17 protein-coding genes are annotated in these 18,289 nt (G+C 42.3%); 13 read left to right on the forward strand and 4 right to left on the reverse strand.

The genetic code is table 11. The features are described from left to right. Nucleotides 1-2: 2 nt before the first annotated feature. From ppnN to AAC006_RS03045, 5 genes are all read left to right on the forward strand, one after another. Nucleotides 3-1,361 (forward strand): nucleotide 5'-monophosphate nucleosidase PpnN, encoded by a 1,359-nt coding sequence (ppnN, locus tag AAC006_RS03025; RefSeq protein ID WP_339890642.1) that lies wholly within the window; start codon nt 3-5, stop codon nt 1,359-1,361. 166 nt (nt 1,362-1,527) lie between these two features. Next, nucleotides 1,528-1,902, forward strand: coding sequence for a DUF3192 domain-containing protein (locus tag AAC006_RS03030; RefSeq protein ID WP_129736873.1), 375 nt, complete (start codon nt 1,528-1,530; stop codon nt 1,900-1,902). Continuing rightward, a complete protein-coding gene (locus tag AAC006_RS03035) occupies nt 1,859-3,565 on the forward strand; it encodes a histidine kinase (RefSeq protein ID WP_339890644.1) in 1,707 nt (568 codons plus the stop codon). The genes AAC006_RS03030 and AAC006_RS03035 overlap by 44 nt, the downstream gene beginning before the upstream one ends. A 201-nt stretch (nt 3,566-3,766) precedes the next feature. Next, nucleotides 3,767-4,774, forward strand: coding sequence for an isocitrate dehydrogenase (locus AAC006_RS03040; RefSeq protein ID WP_129736869.1), 1,008 nt, complete (start codon nt 3,767-3,769; stop codon nt 4,772-4,774). A gap of 228 nt (nt 4,775-5,002) precedes the next feature. Further along, a complete protein-coding gene (locus AAC006_RS03045; RefSeq protein ID WP_013785213.1) occupies nt 5,003-5,320 on the forward strand; it encodes a helix-hairpin-helix domain-containing protein in 318 nt (105 codons plus the stop codon). A gap of 110 nt (nt 5,321-5,430) precedes the next feature. On the opposite strand, the gene galU is transcribed toward AAC006_RS03045, so the two are convergent. The 4 genes from galU to wecA form a co-directional block, all read right to left on the reverse strand. Beyond that, nucleotides 5,431-6,324, reverse strand: coding sequence for a UTP--glucose-1-phosphate uridylyltransferase GalU (galU, locus tag AAC006_RS03050; protein WP_013785214.1), 894 nt, complete (start codon nt 6,322-6,324; stop codon nt 5,431-5,433). Nucleotides 6,325-6,708: 384 nt separating this feature from the next. Continuing rightward, nucleotides 6,709-7,578: a glycosyltransferase family 2 protein gene (locus AAC006_RS03055; protein WP_126872034.1), complete on the reverse strand. Its 870-nt coding sequence runs from the start codon at nt 7,576-7,578 to the stop codon at nt 6,709-6,711. Further along, nucleotides 7,575-8,462: a glycosyltransferase gene (locus AAC006_RS03060; RefSeq protein WP_208804169.1), complete on the reverse strand. Its 888-nt coding sequence runs from the start codon at nt 8,460-8,462 to the stop codon at nt 7,575-7,577. Before AAC006_RS03060 ends, AAC006_RS03055 begins: the two co-directional genes overlap by 4 nt. Nucleotides 8,463-8,589: 127 nt before the next feature. Further along, nucleotides 8,590-9,645 carry a UDP-N-acetylglucosamine--undecaprenyl-phosphate N-acetylglucosaminephosphotransferase gene (wecA, locus tag AAC006_RS03065; RefSeq protein ID WP_208804167.1) on the reverse strand — a complete coding sequence of 352 codons (1,056 nt, stop codon included), beginning with the start codon at nt 9,643-9,645 and terminating at the stop codon, nt 8,590-8,592. A 420-nt stretch (nt 9,646-10,065) separates the two neighbouring features. Between wecA and AAC006_RS03070 the strand changes: the two genes are divergently transcribed. The 8 genes from AAC006_RS03070 to galE all read left to right on the forward strand — a co-directional run bounded on the left by AAC006_RS03070 (nt 10,066) and on the right by galE (nt 18,246). Further along, nucleotides 10,066-10,470: a hypothetical protein gene (locus tag AAC006_RS03070; RefSeq protein WP_208804165.1), complete on the forward strand. Its 405-nt coding sequence runs from the start codon at nt 10,066-10,068 to the stop codon at nt 10,468-10,470. Between the two features lie 49 nt (nt 10,471-10,519). Continuing rightward, nucleotides 10,520-12,298 (forward strand): polysaccharide biosynthesis/export family protein, encoded by a 1,779-nt coding sequence (locus AAC006_RS03075; protein ID WP_260563427.1) that lies wholly within the window; start codon nt 10,520-10,522, stop codon nt 12,296-12,298. A 2-nt stretch (nt 12,299-12,300) separates the two neighbouring features. After that, nucleotides 12,301-13,080: an ABC transporter permease gene (locus tag AAC006_RS03080; RefSeq protein ID WP_126872038.1), complete on the forward strand. Its 780-nt coding sequence runs from the start codon at nt 12,301-12,303 to the stop codon at nt 13,078-13,080. Further along, nucleotides 13,077-13,751, forward strand: coding sequence for an ABC transporter ATP-binding protein (locus AAC006_RS03085; RefSeq protein ID WP_129736851.1), 675 nt, complete (start codon nt 13,077-13,079; stop codon nt 13,749-13,751). Before AAC006_RS03080 ends, AAC006_RS03085 begins: the two co-directional genes overlap by 4 nt. An 11-nt stretch (nt 13,752-13,762) precedes the next feature. Continuing rightward, nucleotides 13,763-14,887: a capsule biosynthesis protein gene (locus tag AAC006_RS03090; RefSeq protein ID WP_218396098.1), complete on the forward strand. Its 1,125-nt coding sequence runs from the start codon at nt 13,763-13,765 to the stop codon at nt 14,885-14,887. Nucleotides 14,888-15,258: 371 nt separating this feature from the next. After that, the gene (locus tag AAC006_RS03095; protein ID WP_288388342.1) at nt 15,259-16,779 is read left to right on the forward strand and encodes a peptide MFS transporter; all 1,521 of its coding nucleotides are present in this window, start codon (nt 15,259-15,261) and stop codon (nt 16,777-16,779) included. A gap of 145 nt (nt 16,780-16,924) precedes the next feature. Next, nucleotides 16,925-17,227 carry a DUF6170 family protein gene (locus AAC006_RS03100; RefSeq protein WP_057796321.1) on the forward strand — a complete coding sequence of 101 codons (303 nt, stop codon included), beginning with the start codon at nt 16,925-16,927 and terminating at the stop codon, nt 17,225-17,227. Beyond that, nucleotides 17,224-18,246 carry a UDP-glucose 4-epimerase GalE gene (gene galE, locus AAC006_RS03105; protein WP_013785225.1) on the forward strand — a complete coding sequence of 341 codons (1,023 nt, stop codon included), beginning with the start codon at nt 17,224-17,226 and terminating at the stop codon, nt 18,244-18,246. The genes AAC006_RS03100 and galE overlap by 4 nt, the downstream gene beginning before the upstream one ends. Nucleotides 18,247-18,289: the final 43 nt, after the last annotated feature.

Consider the following 18,289-nt stretch of genomic DNA (forward strand, 5'->3'; position numbering starts at 1 on the left):
GTATGAAGAAAGTGCAGTTAAATCCTGTTGGTTGGATGAGTCAGTTATCGCAGATTGAAGTGGCTCAGTTGCAAGATACGACAAATAGCGCACTTTACGGCATGTTTCGAAACTGTTGTTTAGCGGTGCTAAATAGTGGAGTTGATGAAGATGATTACGAAGTGCTTTTTGCGCCTTACGAAAATTTCGATATCAAGCTGGTACGTAGAGAACGTGGCGTTAAAATTGAATTAGTAAATCCACCAGAAGTTGCTTTTGTGGATGACACTTTAGTTACTGGTGTACATGAGCATATTTTTGCCGTGCTTCGCGACCTGCTTTATATGGGTAATAAGTATGCGTTTACCCACAAAAGTGCACCAGCCGATAGTGTAAGTATTACCGACATGGTGTTTGACATGTTACGCCATGCACAGGCACTTGAAGGAAACGATAGCCTTAATACCGTGGTGTGCTGGGGCGGACATTCTATTAATCTAACTGAGTATAAATATACAAAAGAAGTGGGCTACCAGTTAGGGCTCAGAGAAATGAATATTTGTACCGGCTGTGGGCCAGGTGCAATGAAAGGCCCCATGAAAGGAGCTACCATTGGGCATGCTAAACAACGATATAAGGCAGGCCGTTATATTGGTATCTCTGAACCTAGCATTATCGCAGCAGAGCCGCCCAACGCGATTGTTAATGAATTAATCATCATGCCTGATATTGAAAAACGCCTTGAGGCCTTTGTTCGCCTAGCCCATGGCATTGTGATTTCCCCCGGTGGCGTTGGCACCGCTGAGGAGTTACTTTATTTGCTTGGCATATTAATGAATGAACGGAATGCCCAGCAGCCCTTCCCTGTGATCCTCACCGGTCCAGCGGGTTCTGAGGCTTACTTTGAAGCCATTGATGATTTCATCGGTGCGACCATAGGGAAAGAGGCACAGAATAAATATCAGATTATCGTTGACGATCCTGAAGAAGTTGCTCGGGTTATGCGTACAGGGCTTGGGAGAGTGAAAAAGTACCGAGAAGCAATGGGCGATGCCTACAGCTTTAATTGGTCACTAAAAATAGAAGAAGACTTTCAGCGCCCATTTATTCCTACGCATCAAACCATGTCAGATTTAGCTTTACATCATGACCAGGATAATGCTTCGCTAGCGATAGCGCTAAGGCAAGCATTCTCAGGTATTGTGGCTGGTAACGTTAAGGCGGAAGGCATTCAGCATATTAAACAGCATGGGCCATTTAGGCTGACAGGTGATGCAACGTTGATGGAGCGGGTTGATACACTATTAGAATCTTTTGTTTCGCAACAGAGAATGAAGCTTCCCGGCTCTGCATACACACCGTGCTATACCATTGAGAAATAGCTAGACGCATTTCCTTACGTTTAACACTTACCGTCGATGAACTTTTTACGGTACACTGTAGACTTAAGTAGTTATTCAAATAAAGGAACTGCGAAATTACAGTTTGTAACCTATATACATGTTGTAAATTGTTTATTTTAGCGCAGAAAAACGAAAAGTTAGGGTTATGAACTCCAAGGTAATTCGACTCATTTTTGCTGGCATAGCATTGTATGCTGCTTTTGTATTTCTGGTAATTTCAGTTTATCCCGATAAACCTGAGAATATGGACTGGAAAGACCGCGAAGAGTATAACCGCGTGCAAATTACCAAATTAAAGCTGGGTAGTACCCGAGAAGAAGTGCTGGCTTTACTTGGTTCGCCTGATATTACTGAAGCCAAGCGACAGAATGACAATGCCATTCAGGTGATGTTTTACCGAACCCAGCACGTTCGTGCTGATGGTTTAACCACTCAAGATGAATGCACGCCATTATTGTTTGAAAACGAAAAACTCATTGCGTGGGGCGACGGGGCGTATTCAAGCTACCAGCAAAGCTAGCCAAATGGAGCTCAATGATGCTTCTGAGCTTTCGGACGCTTTGCTTTCGTTACCTGCACCGACATCGACGCCCCAAAATATCGTTAATACTTGTCTTCAACGCGCTAAGCTTACCCTCTCATTCACTCAAGCCCACCCCGCCATTCCTTTAGCGCTTCAAAAATGCACAAGTGATATTGATGCCCTCACCCGTCACATATTGAACCTTGCACTGTATGGCAAGCTTAATAATTATAACGACCATTTTTTACAGCATATAATCGCAGCTCACTTGGCTACGTATTATTTAGTATCTTCAAATTTTGCTTCTTCTAATGTGGCTAATACCTCAAAAGACCAGATAATTAGTCAAAAAAAAGCGTTACTTACGCTCATTAACGACCATAACCTCACCATGTGGCGACAGATTATCGCGTTACAAAAAGTGCTTTTTAGCTCACAATCCATAAAACATGTTGGCGAAGCAAAATTAACCTCATTGCAACGCATAAGCCTAATAACCAGTGTGTTTTCTTATTGTACTGACAGTCACTCGAGGTCGAGTCTTCTGGCGTTTATCGCTCAGCGTGTACCCACCATGCAGCGAACTTTCTTGCATCCTATTGCATCACTCATTTCAATACCTTCACCTGGAGCTAGGGTATACGTAAAAGCGCACCCCGCTATTGTGATAGATATACAAAAACAGCATGCGCTTGTTCATTCACCAAGTAGGAATGAGGACGAGAAAATACTATGGGTTAAGCGTAATACCCTTTTAGCCCCTAAAGAGCTGTATCTGAGCTTTGAAGATTTTTCAGATCAATATCTAGCTTGTGAGAACGCCCGAAGCGTGAAAGGAGAGCAGCCTTTTTTACCCACAACCTTCCCTATTCAGCGCCCCCCCTTAGCCCTGATAGAGATTATTGATGAATTGCAAAAAGCTGATGTGGATGTACCTAATTTATGTCAAAAGGTAGAGAAGGTACCCAGCTTCCAGCAGTTCTTGCTTTCCACTGCTAGCCTAGACAATCGCCTTAAACTCCCGGTTACAAGCCTTAAACAAGCAATATTAACCTATGGTTTGGAAAGACTGGGCGATATGCTGGTACAACATGCCTTAATAGAACGCTTAACCCAACATCAATATCCATTGCTTGCCATCAGCAAACAATTTACCTCTTTGGCGTGTGGTATTGCAGCGCAGTTAGCATCAATAACAAAAACCAAATTTACCCCTCAATCTGCCGCTCTAGTGACCACATTTTTGTGTGCGCCTTTATTCACGCTGCCAGGATTAAAAGTAGCGACTCAACTACCCGTTAATCACAAAGACTACTTTCAGATAGATAACGCTTTCAAGGTTAAAGGCGTTTCTTCATGGCATATTATTTCAGGTGAACTTGCAGGAAATTGGCACCAAAGTGCGACATGGCGAGCAGTGATTCACCAGTCAGGTCGGCGCCACGCAGAGGTGGTCGCTTCGTTGAAAAAGGAACATGCCATTTTACAACTGTCTTTCGGTCTTGCCAGAGAATACTTATTCCCGTTGAAGGCGCGAGATACCGCCACTGGCAACACCTTCGATACACTGCGAAGAACCATAGACTTGAAAAGCGAAGATGTTTGCCGCGTGATGGAAGGACTCGGCGAATATCTGTTTTGCCCACTTAATTTGCACTAGTAAAATTAATCTTTACGAATGGCTATAACTTAGCCCCGCTATCGTATAAAATACGCCGCTTAGCGCCGCTTCAATGAGCTCCCCCTAATTTTCATAACAATAACAAGATGAGGCGGTCTTCTTTGGCGCGTTTCGCTCGCTAAGCTAAAATGTAGTAAACCTAACGATTTTGACAATAGAATTATCAGAGGATCCTTCCACATGACTCAGCAACACATTACAGTCATTCGCGGTGACGGCATTGGCCCAGACATTATTGATGCAACCACTAAAATTTTAGATAAAGTTGGCTGTGATTTTGCCTATGACTACGCAGATGCAGGCTTAGTTGCCCTTGAAGAGCATGGTGAACTTCTACCACAAGCAACACTAGACCTGATTGCTAAAAATAAAGTGGCACTTAAAGGCCCACTAACTACACCAGTTGGCGAAGGTTTCACATCAATTAACGTTAGCTTACGTAAACAATTTAAACTTTACGCAAACTTACGCCCTGTGATCTCGTTCAAAGGCACTAAAGCGCGTTACGAAGATATCGATATCATTACCGTGCGTGAAAACACTCAAGGTATGTATTCGGGTCTTGGGCAAGTGGTTTCAGAAGACGGTAACGAAGCTGAAGCGATGAGTAAAATCACCCGTGACGGCGCTGAAAAAATTGTAACCTTCGCATACGAATTAGCGCGTCGTGAAGGCCGTAAGAAAGTTACTGCCGTTCACAAAGCTAATATTTTGAAGTCTACTTCGGGTTTATTTTTAAAGGTAGCTCGTGAAGTGGGCGAACGTTACCCAGATATCGAATCTACAGAAATGATTGTAGATAATACCTGTATGCAGTTGGTAATGAACCCACATCAGTTCGACGTAATTGTTACGACTAACTTATTCGGTGATATCCTTTCTGACCTGTGTGCAGGACTTGTTGGCGGCCTTGGTATGGCTCCTGGTGCTAACATTGGTGAAGACTGTGCTATTTTCGAAGCTGTTCACGGTTCTGCTCCTGATATTGCAGGTAAGAACTTGGCTAACCCAACATCAGTTATTCTTGCAGCGGCTCAAATGCTTGAATACTTGAACATGGGTGATAAAGCAGAAAAGATTCGTAGCGCATTAAAAGATGTTATTGAATCTGGCGACCGCACTACTCGCGACCTTGGTGGTGAAGCCGGTACAAATGAATTTACTCAAGCGTTAATTGACCGCCTTTAAGGCTAAATAGACGTCATTGATAAAGCGGGCTTCAAGCCCGCTTTTTTGTATCTGTCTCTTACTGCATACATTCTTCTCTTTTCTCCTCCCTCACACAAAAAAGAAAAAACGCCTTAAGCTAGTGATGGCCGTCTAACAAAAACTGTCCCAAAACTGGTCTTTTCATATTTGTCTCTGTAGGTAACATCAACGCTGTACAAATGGTGTACACCCAAACAAGGAATGACAATGAAAAGACAATTAACAAGCTTACTGGTTTTATCTGCGCTATTTATTTACACACCAGGCATATCGGCTGCCCCATTAGATAATGATGCTTCATCATCGATGGTAAGTGTTGGTATCGCGACAAAAATCGACCTTAATATCGCGAGTATTGAAGAGCTTCAAACATTACCCGGCGTAGGTATTTCTAAGGCAAAAGCGATTATCGCTTACCGTCAAGATGTTGGACCGTTTTTAGAAGTTGCCCAAATAACTGAAGTAAAGGGCATTGGTGAAAAGATGCTATCTAAGTTACAGGGTTATGTTGTAGTAAAAGACTAAAAAACACAATTGGTGTTACTCAGTTTGGAAGACACGCACAAAAAAGCGCGCCATGAGCGCGCTTTTAAATAGCTGTAATTTTAGATACTGTGATCCTAGATACTGTAACCCTAGATGCTAAGACTAGCAATATACTCTTTAAATTCTTGGCCTAACGCTGGGTGTCTAAGCGCGTACTCTACGTTAGCTTTCATGTAACCTAGTTTACTACCACAATCATGGCTCTTACCTTTCATGTAGTAAGCGTCAACCTGTTCAACCTTCATTAATGCATCGATAGCATCTGTAAGTTGAATTTCATCGCCGGCACCAGGAGGAGTGAACTCTAGTAAATCCCAAATTTTCTCAGATAGCACGTAGCGACCCACGACAGCTAAATCAGACGGTGCTTCATCAAGCGCAGGTTTTTCTACCATTTTGTGGATTTTCGCAGACTCACCGGGCTCAATTGCTGCGCCATCAAGGTCAGCAATACCAAATTTAGTTACATCTTCTTGAGGAACTTGCTCGACCATAACTTGGCTAACACGGGTGGTATTAAACTTAGCAACCATGTCTGCAAGGTTATCTTTTTTCGGATCACTTGCTGCATCGTCAATAATCACATCGGGTAATACTACCGCAAAAGGTGCATCACCAATGATAGGACGGGCACACAATACAGCGTGACCGAGACCATTCGCTACACCTTGGCGTATATGCATGATGGTGACATCTTTCGGACAGATTGACTGTACTTCTTCAAGTATCTGACGCTTAACACGCTTTTCCAATGTGGCTTCAAGCTCAAAAGACGTATCGAAATGGTTTTCAATACTGTTCTTACTAGCGTGGGTTACCAATATAATTTCTTTTATCCCTGCTGCGACACATTCTTTCACAACATATTGAATAAGTGGCTTATCTACCACTGGAAGCATTTCCTTAGGAATTGCTTTTGTAGCAGGAAGCATTCGGGTACCTAGACCCGCAACTGGAATAACGGCTTTCTTTACTTGACTCATAATTTAATGTCCTTGTACTGATAATCCTCAACCTAAAATGATGTATGCAATCCACATTCCATACTCACAACTTCATTTTGGCTCGAAACGGTTACGCTTTAATAAAACTCAAAGTTCACTTCACTATGATTTCTATTATAAAAATAAAAAGCTTCATCATGAAGCACATATTTCAATTCATATCACATATAACTGGTGCTAATCAGCGCAACATCATTGAAAAATAATGTTTTTGAAATAAAAGGATTTGGCTAATCAACGCCCCTTTTTAATTCAGCGATATGCACCAAAAATTATCACCTGCACATCTTTAGTGAAAGCTTACATTCGTTAAGCAGTGCTTTTAGAATTCCAACTAAAACCATTGCATAAACAACGTAAAGCCTACTTTATACTAGGCTCTTGAATCTTTCCTTTCTTCGCACTAATACCGTCGGCCAGCCCTTTCAATAAATAATGCCCACGCTTCTTCCCATCAGGAAAATAGAATCGATTGACAATATAACGTAGCGGTATTGCGGGAAGATGACGGCACTTCCAATAAAGTGGTACATATCCCCTTCGCGCTAAGAGTAATACGTTCCTCATTTGATAGTAAAGTCGAATGGGTGCGCCTTGCTTGAATGTTAGGCCTAGCACCTTTACACGATCATCGCCCTGACGGTGCGGCATGCATACTGATAAAGACTGAAATATAGAAAAACCGAGCTTATTGGCGCGCCAGCACCACTCATGATCCACACCGTCTATGAATAAGCCTGTTTCTTTATTTCCGACTTTAGAAAATGCTGAAGAAGATAGCATCATACCTGAAGCAATAATTTGTTTTACTTCTCTAACCTTGCTATCGATTTGACGTCCCTTTTGAACTCGGCCTACGGCAACCTTATCAGTAAATTGACAATGTATTGAAGGGCCAAGTGCCGCTATTTTATGGGAACGCTCAAGCTCGTGGTACTGAGCTAATAAGTCTACTGCCATATTTACCGTAAATAGACTATCTTGATCTAGCACCACCGCATGTGAAAGACCATTTTTAAATAGATAATTGAGGCCTACATTCTGAGCCTCGGCAATGCCTACGTTTTCAGGATAATGGAAGTACTGGCAGTGAGAAGAAAGCGATAAGACAGTTTTTTCAGAAGAATTGTCGACTAATACAATCGGCCATTCACAGTGAATGAACCCATCGATGAGTGATTGCACATGTTGAATATCAGGGTGATAAAGTACAACGACAATTCCACAGTTCAATGTTTACCAAACCTATCCAATAAATGACGATCGAGTTTATACGCTAATTTAACGACTTTACCTGGCATCAATCGAAGCGCTAGCACACCACATGCATATGCAGCATTGTAAGGCGTTAACTTTTTTAGTTTAAGCATGGCATTGAACCTTGCTCTAAATTCGTTGAGTGATTTACTAAAGCCTCTACGCTTATAAAAGTTGTTTACGCGTCTGAAGTTCAATAAACGATCTTTAAGGTTTCTAAATACAAAGCCGTTAGAAGCCAGGGTTACCCAAAGAAAGTAGTCTTGTGTGTTCATTAGGTTGCTGTCGTATCTATAACCCTGTTCAAACACCGTGTAACGTATTACTACAGTTGGATGATTCAGTGAACACCGCCGTGGTAATATGCTGACAATTTGCCTATGTGATGAAGGCATAACTCGCGCCCCCACTTTGCCACCGTGCTCGTTTATTTCTGTCAGTGCTGAACCCAGTACTGATATATAAGCATGCTTTCGCAAATAATTTATTTGCCGTGCGAGTCGAGTAGAAATCGAGATATCATCCGCATCCATTCTCACGAAGTAGGAAGGGTTCAACGATAATCCCCATTCGGCCGCTTTGTTCATGCAGCTAGCCAAACCCGGTTTAACCACATTTTGAGCTAGTATAATCCTATGATCAGAAAAGGCTTTATCTTTGAGTTTATTCATCATCTTAACGGTAATTTCCCCGTCAATTACAATGATAAAGACAAAATCTTGATAGGTCTGATTGAGGATACTATCAATTGCTTGCTCTACCCACTCAACCTTGTCTCCCCCGTAAACCGCCATGGCGACTAAGGTTTCAACACGTTTTTTCTTATAGTTGTTGTGAAGAATTGAAAGGTTTGAGTCCAAACAGAATTACCAATTTTAAAGCGTTGATACATGGGAAAGTAAAAGAAAAGCGCTTTCTAATCTTATTACACCGGCGTTCGAAATTTGTTTCTAGCATTCAATTTATCAACGCATTAGAAATATTACTCTAACGCTTTTTGATAAAGCGAAGTACGCTCCAAATGTTCTGAATGACGATACTATACAAGACAAGTAAACAAATAAAACCCCAAAACATGACGTATTCAGGCACAAGGTGTATTTCACCCAAGATCCCAATTACGCAATAACAGGCGCCCATGCATAGTATCGCGATGAGAGATTGACGACTAGATAACCCAGCACGCATAAAAATGTTATGTAAGTGCTGGCGGTCGGGACGGAGCATAGATTGCCCCTTGCGTGCACGGCGGTACATAATAGCTGCCATATCCATCAATGGCAGTCCAACCAACCACACGGCGGTAATTGGTCTAAATGCAGCACTATCACCTTGGGTATGGTCGACTAATAACCATACTATTGTTAGGCCCACGAACATACTGCCCGCATCACCCATAAATATTTTATTTCCTTTAAAACCCTTCCAACTTAAGTTAAAGGCTAAAAAAGGTACGATGGCAGCCACAATAATTAACGGTTCCATAATGGCAGCACCGTTGCCAGTAGCAGTGAGAAACCCCGCCAAGGTAAGCAGGATGACCAAACTCATGCCTCCTGCAAGACCATCTATACCATCAATCATATTAAAGGCATTGATAACACCCACTACGCAAATAACAGTAAAGAAATACCCACTTATATCTAACGCAATATCGCCATTACCAAAAATATTACCTAACGAGGTGACATAATTTTGCGCACTCCACGCCATAATTGAAGCCACACCGAATTGACACATTAAACGCCCTTTGGCGCTTAAGTCGAAACGGTCGTCAAGCATACCAAGAAGCACAACAAAAGCAGAAGCAGTAAAAAATAGAGGATTATTTTTCATCCATACATCAGTAGCAACACTCGCAACCAATACCGCCATAAAGATGGCGACGCCGCCAGTTAATGGGATAATGCCCGCATGGCGCTTTCTTGCGCTTGGTTGATCAACCAAGCCAAATTGATGTGCTAACGGTGTCATCACCACTAACAAAATGAGAGCTACAAAAAACGCAGTAAAAAGGGGAACAAACTGCAGGTACGCTAACATATTAAACAAAACCTCGTGCCACCACGGCCCATACCACCAACAATCAGTGCTTCACTGATAGGTGTTCTTCTAAAGTGTGACATGTGAACCAAATTGGTATCCATATTAAAACAACGTCCTTTAACGACCTACCGAGGGTTTCATTCTTTTATTTGAACAGGATAGGAAAACCCTCCTTATCATAATAAACATTCTTTGTTGTAACCACCCTTAGTAGCAAAAACTTTTGTAACAGAATGAATCCAGGCTAATTAACACAACACTTTGAACAAATTTCATACACAATGCCTTGTGAACACTGTCTTTAGAGCAAATAAGCATCCATCAAAACGTAATTCATGTCGAACCCGTGACGAAAGCATGTTTTTTTTTATTCTTATGGTATCCTAGCGCCAAATTGCTATATGGATATGACAGTCAATGTTAAATACGCAAAAAAGGGCTTTCTTACTCGTTGCGCTTACCAGCTTGCTCGCGGCGTGCAGTAATGTGCCTAAATCGACAACCGCCGATATTCCACTAGTACACGCTTCGCTAGCATACTCTTTGTCTGCCGAAGAAGGTGTAGCAATAAGCATTCCAAATTTAAATTCTTCGTTTAGTCAGGGCCAGAGCATTCAAATTATGCTTGAAGGCATTGATTACGAGGCGACTAAATTGTATACCTCGGCAACCGGTAACGACTGCATTCGCTTTCAAGCTACACTTTCTGCCACCCAGTCCAAAAATGAATATACCAAAGACAAGGTTACCGTTTGTAAACGCGACGGAGCTTGGTCTATTTTGAGCCCATTAGTAGCCTCGGCTCAATCACGAGGAGAATAAGTTGAAGTTGTTAAATTTAGTTTCTTTTACCGCTGCAGCTGTACTTTCAATCAGTTTATTTTCTCAAACAGTTTACGCGCAGAGTGCGGAACAAATAGAACAGTTAAGACAACGCGCCCAACAAACAGGCTCGTCATCAACCTCTAGTACTGCAGCTGGCGTGTCCCCTCTCAGCGTTCAGAGTCAACGTACACTGCCCGGCGCAGGTAGCGCACAAAGTACAATGGGGCAATTTAGCACTCAGCCAAGAGACGGCCTTTCTCTTCCGGGTGAGCCGACTATTGAAAGTGTTTTCCCCCAACAAAAAGCAATGGCTAACCCACCGTTTGCTGCGAACCTTTTTCTTGGCGGCTTCGAGTCAGAAAGAACCACAGGTTTAAACGATAACTACTTGGTTGCGCCTGGGGATAAAATTTCTATATGGCTTTGGGGTGCAATCAATTATTCAGATGTTTCTACTGTTGATAACCAAGGCAACATATTTATACCCAATATTGGCCCAATTCGGGTTGCTAACACGCCAGCGGGTTCAGTAAACCAGACAGTCAGTAGTAAAATTCGTCAGGTTTATACCAACGATGTAAACGTATACGTCAACCTACTTACTTCAACACCTGTGGCAGTCTATGTTTCTGGTCCAATTTTACGTCCTGGGCAATATGCGGGCTTAGCATCTGATAGTGTTCTGTATTACTTGAAACGGGCGGGAGGTATCGATTTTCAACGTGGTAGCTTCCGTAAAATAGATGTTATTCGCGACAACGAAGTTATTGCAACCGCTGATTTATATGCATTTTTCAGGAACGGCAAGCTTCCAAAAATTTCTTTTAAAGATGGTGACACCATATTAGTTCGCCCTATCGGCAATACTATCGTGGTGGAAACCGGTGCCAGAAATAGTTTCACCTTTGAGTTTTCAGATGAGGAACTCACTGGCGAGGTAGTGAACTACTTTGCACGACCGGGTGAATTTGCTTCTCATGCTTCTGTCGCTGGCGTAAGAGATAATAAACAGTTTGCACGTTACTTAAGCTTAACCGACTTTGAAAGCTTGCCTTTAAAAGCCGGCGATACAGTAGAGTACGTGGCTGATAATGAAGCACAAATTTATCGTATTAATGTAGCTGGCGCATTTTCAGGTGCATCACAATTGATGGTAGACAAAGGTACACGCTTGCTTGATGTGCTTGATCATATTGAAGCTGATACAACCTTGTCCGATACGCAGAATATTTATCTCCTGCGAGAAAGTGTTGCTATAAAGCAAAGAGAAATTATCGAGCAAGGCTTAGAGCGATTAGAGCGCAGTATGTATACTGCTCCTATCAGTTCTACCGGTGAAGGTGCTATTCGCGCACAGGAAGCTCAACTTGTAGCTGATTTTATTGCCAGAGCACGCCAAGTTGAACCCCAAGGCCGCGTGGTTGTGTCTGAAAATGGCGACACTGCGAACATTCTTTTAGAACCTAATGATACGATTGTGATCCCAGAAATTACGGATCTTATTCATATTGGTGGCGAAGTTTTACTCCCTCAATCGGTTGTATTTAACCCTGACGCAGATACTGAAGATTATATTGCATGGGCTGGCGGTTTTACCGAACGGGCTGAAGATGAGCGTATCTTGATTGTGCGCAAAAATGGCAACGTTGCGTTTGCTAATATTGATAATGGTATTTTAACGGCTAACGGCAGTGGCGCTAAATTATTACCTGGCGATCAAATCATTGTGCTGCCGGCTATTGATACCAAAGTGCTTCAGGCAGTAAAAGATATTACGCAAATTGTCTATCAAATCGCCATTGCTGCGAACGTAGCCACAGACTAGTTATGGTAACGTTCAAAGAACAAGTTTACGCTTGGAGAAGTGTGATTTTCGCACTTTTCCTGCGTGAGTTTCAAAGTAAGTTCAATGATAAATTTGGGCTCAGCTGGGCCTTTATAGAGCCTTTTATTTTCATTGCTGCCCTTTCGTTTATAAGAGGCTTGATCAGCGGTGACGATGTTCACTCTATACCATTATTCATATTTATGATGATTGGGCTCGTTGGTCTGCAAACCCTAACCACCAACCTTCAATCAGTGTCCACGTCTATTCGCCGCAATAAACCTTTGTATGCGTTTAGGCAGGTTCAACCGCTTGCCGCTGTAGTGACTGCGGGCTTTGTAGAATTATCGATAAAAACCGTAGTGATTGCACTCCTTGCGTTGTCACTTTATCTTTTGGGTGATGGCTTTGAGATTCATGACCCACTGCTGTTGATCACCCTTTACATCCTACTTTGGCTATTCTCTGTTTCAATTGGTTTGGTGTTTGGTATTGCGCTTGCTTTCGTTCCTGAAGTAGACAAAATAAAATCAATGCTTACACGCCCCCTTATGTTTATTTCCTGTGTATTTTTCAGCCTTCAAGATTTGCCCGAATACCTCTGGCCGTATTTCACTTGGAATCCACTAGTCCACTTTAACGAGCTTGCTCGATATGCTTGTTTTGAGTCTTACGGACATAAAGGGGTATCGTTTAGCTTTGTGGTAGAAATTACCATTGTATTCTTATTCTTGAGTCTTTCTCTGTATCACATTACGTGGAAAAAGGTATTGTCACGATGATCAAACTAGAGAACGTGACAAAAAGCTACCCAAGTAAAATGGGGCCCCAATATATATTTAAAAATCTTAACTTTGATTTTCCAACCGAGAACAACGTAGCCATATTAGGTAAAAACGGTGCGGGTAAATCCACCCTGTTTCGCATGTTGGCAAAAAGCGAATACCCTGATAAAGGGCGCGTGCTTACTAATAAAGCGATGTCATGGCCAGTTGCACTGCAAACAGGCGTGCATCCCCAAATGACAGGCCGTGAGAACACACGTTTCATCGGTCGTATCAATAACGTGGCGTCGTTACCGGAATACGAAGAGAAGGTTCAAGCTTTTGCTGAACTAGATAAGCGCTTTGACTTACCCGTGCGCACTTACTCATCAGGTATGCGGGCTAAGTTTGTATTTGCTTGTTGTATGAATATTGACTTTGATATTTATCTTATTGACGAAGCCACTTCCGTAGGCGACCCACTTTTTAGAAAAAAAGCCAGGGCGTCACTTAAAGAAAAAAGTGAAACTGCCGGCGTTATCATGGTAAGTCATGAACTCGATCAAATTCGAGAATTCTGTACCTCTACCGTTATTATCGATGACGGCAAATTATCGTATTACGCTGATCTCGAAGAAGGCATTGACGTGTACACGCAAGATGCAGCTAACAAAAAATCGTTAAAATAGGTTTATTAAACGTGGAAAAAACTCTTACTAAGCTGAATGAACTGATGAAACAGCATAAAACGCTTTTGCTTGTGCTGCCTTGGTTTTTATATGCCTTCTATCTCATTGTATGGGCTGCACCTCAATACGAAAGCCAAAGTCAGTTAATCGTAAAATCAAGTGATGGCGGTAGCAGTTTCGACCCTTCATCTATACTTATGTCGGCAGGCATGGGGTCAAGTGGGTTTAGCAACGAGAGTCAGTTGGTAGAAGCCTATATCAAGTCTGCAGATATGATTAAGTACTTAGACGAAACCATTAACCTAAGAGAACATTACATGTCTGACGAGGCCGACTTTTTTAGCGGCTTATCAAGTTCTCATAAGCAGGAAAGCTTCTATCAGTTTTACTTAGACCACGTTGAAGTGAGTGTAGATTCAGCCTCTTCTGTTATTTCACTTCGTACCCGTGCTTTTAACCCCGAATTCGCGCAAGTCATAAACCAAGCTATTGTGGTAAAAGCGGAAGAATTTATAAACAATATCAACAACAATCTAGCCAAATCAAAGCTAACCTTCGCTAAGGGTGAGCACGAGATTGTTGAGCAAAAACTTCAACAAGCTAAAACAGAAATTTTAGGCTTTCAGTCAAAATATAATGTGCTTGACCCTACCGCAGAAGGCGCAGCTTTCCAGCAAATTGCATTTTCGTTAGAAGCCACCTTGGCACAAAAGAAAGCGGAGTTGAGCACCATTTCAACCATGATGTCTGATGCCGCTCCTGAGGTGATTAATATCAAGCGAGAAATTGGTGCACTGCAGAGTGAAATTAATAAGCGCAAAGAGCAGATTAGTACCACTGATCCAGATAGCTCTGATACTGACCTTTCCGTAGGTGAACTGATGGCACAATACAGCAACCTACAGGTTCAGTTACAGTTAGCTATACAAGCATTTTCTTCTTCACTGATTACTCTTGAAAATGCCCGAGTGGAAACCTATCAGAAATTACAGCACTTGGTAACTATCGAGACGCCTACTCTGCCGGATGACAATAAGTACCCAACAGTGGTTTACAATTTGGTGTTATTTGGCGTAATACTTTTATTGCTTTATGGCATCATTCGAATTGTATTAGCTACAATTAGAGAGCTATAACGGACAATACCTTGAAACCTTATTTGTATCGCACTTCGCTGCTATATTCTTAATAGCATTCGTTGTAATACATTCGTTGTAAAAAAGAGTGCGATACAAATTTTCAAGTAAACGACAAACAGTAGGCGATTCCCCCATATTTTTAGCGCCAGCCCGCGAAAATCATAAAGAGTAACCCAAGCGACAACGCTCAATTTTCAAACAAAACGTGCTTTTGACAGGCTTAAAAGTAGAGTTTATCGCCCAAATCTTGTGTCTTCACTCGAGCTTTAGTATAACGGATTATCCTTTATTGGACCTATATCAAAAGAGTGTATGCATTAAGCGCTCTACTATAACAACCATAATTAATATGGAATGATAACGTGACTATAAAAAAATCTAACGACACCAGCTTTTTCGGCCATCCAGGGGGCCTTCGAACGCTGTTTTTCACAGAAATGTGGGAACGCATGAGTTATTACGGTATGCGTGCCCTTCTTGTTTTATTTATGACAGCCAGCCTACAAACTCAAGGGCTTGGTTTTACGGTAGCCACCGCAGGGGCAATTTACGGCCTTTATACCGGTGCAGTTTACTTTTTAGGTTTACCAGGAGGTTGGTTATCTGACCGTCTCATTGGTGGTAAAAAAGCCGTATGGTACGGCGGTATTATCATCTTCTTAGGGCATGTAGTACTTGCTATCGACTTACAGAACTTATTTTTTGTAGGTTTAATCCTTGTAGCAACCGGTACTGGTCTATTAAAACCCAATATTTCGGCCATGGTGGGGCAGCAGTATGGCGATGATGATGCTCGCCGGGACAGTGGTTATGCCCTTTATTATATGGGTATCAACATCGGCTCTCTTATTGCCTATTTGGTAACGGGTTACCTACAAGAAAACTGGGGCTGGGACTATGCCTTTGGTGCGGCAGCAATTGGTATGGCTATTGGTCTTATTCAATATTATTTCACCAACTCGTCGCTAGCGTCAGACTCAACCGCTCCAACTAATCCTTACATGGGCAGCGCTAAGAAAACCGCGTGGACAGCCGTTATTGCAACCGTAGCGTTAGCCGTCGTTGTTATTGTTCTTGCTCACATGGGGACAATTGTTATTGACCCTCTTGCACTCGCTCAGCAAGTGGCTGTATTTTTCACTGTCGTATTTTTTGCTTATTTTGGTTTTATCTATTTCAAAGGCGCATTAAGCGACAATGAAAAAAGACGCATGTGGGCATTATTTTTAGTTTGTATTGCCTCGGCTTGTTTCTGGTCAGGCTTTGAGCAAGCCGGTTCATCTTTAAACTTGTTCGCTCAAAACTATACCGACAGAGCTTTATCCGCTGGTTCAATTTTCACATCATGGTTCGGGCTTTCTACCATTCCAACCGTATGGTTCCAGCTTTCTAACTCGCTATTTATTATTATCCTTTCGCCTTTCTTCGCTGCGCTTTGGATTAACCTTGCTAAGCGTATGATTGACCCTTCGTATACCCTTAAGTGTGCAATTGGTCTTGTGATTATGGCAACAGGCTTCTTGGTAATGTTTATGGCCTCTCAGTACGCTGCTCAAGGTTTAAAAGTAGCCCCAATGTGGTTGGTCACTACTTACTTCTTACATACTGTTGGTGAGTTATGTTTAAGCCCCGTTGCACTTAGTGCGGTAAGTAAACTATCGCCTAAGCGTTTTGCTGGTCAAATGATGGGGGTTTTCGTTCTAACCTACTCTATCGGTAACATTATTGCCGGCCTATTGTCAGGTAATTTCGATCCTGAAAATGTAGCCGAAATGCCTAACCTTTACCTACAAATCGCGTTGTTTAGTATTGCTATCGGTATTGTTATCGCACTGCTGAGTCTCAAATCACGTTTTTGGGAAAAAGCTGGCGTTGAGTCGCAAGCCTAAGTTGATTAATAGGAAATAGGAACAGGTGATTAAATTTTTGTTGAAAAGAGCTCATTAGACCAATTACGGTTTGAACCTTTCCTGCAATCACCTACAATAACCGCCGTTACACAATATGTGTCGGCGGTTTTTATTTGAGTACGCTATGAAATTTTATTTTTCCACCCGAAATATTCCTCAGCTAAAAGGTCTCCCTCTTACTGAACGCGTTAAGCGTTTAGACAGAGCAGCTTCACGAATGACCGTTCCAGAAAAAACACTCATGAACGTGCTCAAGCTACTGGTTTTCATACCCGCTTTTGTGCTTATATTACAAACCGCATCGAACTGGACATCACTGTTGTGGGCGGGACTCGTATTTCTTCTGTACCCGCTTTTAGTTAAGCCTATACAACATTCTATCTGTGCTAAATATTTGGCACCTAATTCAGACAAGGAGCATGCATGAAAACCATCTTGGTTACCGGTGGCGCAGGATACATTGGAAGTCATACTGTACTTCAACTACTCGAACAAGATTACAGCGTTGTTGTCTTGGACAACTTGGCGAACTCGAGTGCAGAGTCACTGAGACGTGTTGAGGCTATCTCAGGAAAATCCGTCACTTTCGTTCAAGGTGATATTCGCGACACTGCTGTGCTTGATGGTATATTTAGCGAGCATACGATTTATGCGGTGATTCACTTTGCGGGCCTAAAAGCCGTAGGAGAATCGGTTCAGCAGCCCCTGTCTTACTATGAAAACAATGTGTATGGCACGCTTACCCTGTGTAAATCAATGCAAAAGCACAATGTTAAGAATATTGTGTTTAGCTCCTCTGCTACAGTATATGGCGATCCTGCAGCCCTTCCTTTACGCGAAGACATGGCCACGGGACACCCAACCAACCCTTACGGTATGTCTAAGTTAATGGTAGAGCATGTGTTGGCTGATTTGTTTGTGTCAGACAGCGAATGGAACATTGTGCTACTTCGTTACTTTAACCCTGTAGGCGCCCACGCATCAGGCAGCATTGGTGAAGATCCAAACGGTATACCAAACAACCTCATGCCTTATATTTCACAAGTCGCTACGGGAAAATTAGAAAAACTCAGCGTATTTGGTGACGATTACGATACCCATGATGGTACTGGTGTACGTGATTATATTCACGTAGAAGACTTGGCTAATGGGCACTTGAAAGCGATTGATAGAATTGCTTTGAATATGGGCCTTGATAAATATAACTTGGGAACTGGTCAAGGTTACTCAGTGTTAGATATGATCAAAGCGTTTGAAAAGGCATCGGGTAAAACAATCCCTTATGCTATAGCACCGCGCCGTGGAGGCGATGTAGCTGCATGTTACGCAGACCCGACTAAGGCAGCTACTGAACTTAATTGGCACGCTGAGAAAGGCTTAGAGGCCATGTGTGCAGACACATGGAATTGGCAATCACAAAACCCTCAGGGCTATCCTAAAGCTTAATCAGCCTATCGCATATTTAGTAAGATAGCTCGCAATAGTGCGC

Origin of the sequence: uncultured Alteromonas sp., from assembly GCF_963976965.1 — a bacterium.
Lineage (GTDB): Bacteria > Pseudomonadota > Gammaproteobacteria > Enterobacterales > Alteromonadaceae > Alteromonas > Alteromonas naphthalenivorans.

Excerpts from the sequence above, each read along its gene's own strand:
- ppnN (WP_339890642.1), top strand. The coding sequence starts at position 3 with ATGAAGAAAGTGCAGTTAAATCCTGTTGGTTGGATGAGTCAGTTATCG.
- AAC006_RS03100 (WP_057796321.1), top strand. The coding sequence starts at position 16,925 with ATGAAATTTTATTTTTCCACCCGAAATATTCCTCAGCTAAAAGGTCTC.
- wecA (WP_208804167.1), bottom strand. The coding sequence starts at position 9,645 with ATGTTAGCGTACCTGCAGTTTGTTCCCCTTTTTACTGCGTTTTTTGTA.
- AAC006_RS03080 (WP_126872038.1), top strand. The coding sequence starts at position 12,301 with ATGGTAACGTTCAAAGAACAAGTTTACGCTTGGAGAAGTGTGATTTTC.
- AAC006_RS03070 (WP_208804165.1), top strand. The coding sequence starts at position 10,066 with ATGTTAAATACGCAAAAAAGGGCTTTCTTACTCGTTGCGCTTACCAGC.
- galU (WP_013785214.1), bottom strand. The coding sequence starts at position 6,324 with ATGAGTCAAGTAAAGAAAGCCGTTATTCCAGTTGCGGGTCTAGGTACC.
- AAC006_RS03040 (WP_129736869.1), top strand. The coding sequence starts at position 3,767 with ATGACTCAGCAACACATTACAGTCATTCGCGGTGACGGCATTGGCCCA.
- AAC006_RS03085 (WP_129736851.1), top strand. The coding sequence starts at position 13,077 with ATGATCAAACTAGAGAACGTGACAAAAAGCTACCCAAGTAAAATGGGG.
- galE (WP_013785225.1), top strand. The coding sequence starts at position 17,224 with ATGAAAACCATCTTGGTTACCGGTGGCGCAGGATACATTGGAAGTCAT.
- AAC006_RS03030 (WP_129736873.1), top strand. The coding sequence starts at position 1,528 with ATGAACTCCAAGGTAATTCGACTCATTTTTGCTGGCATAGCATTGTAT.
- AAC006_RS03045 (WP_013785213.1), top strand. The coding sequence starts at position 5,003 with ATGAAAAGACAATTAACAAGCTTACTGGTTTTATCTGCGCTATTTATT.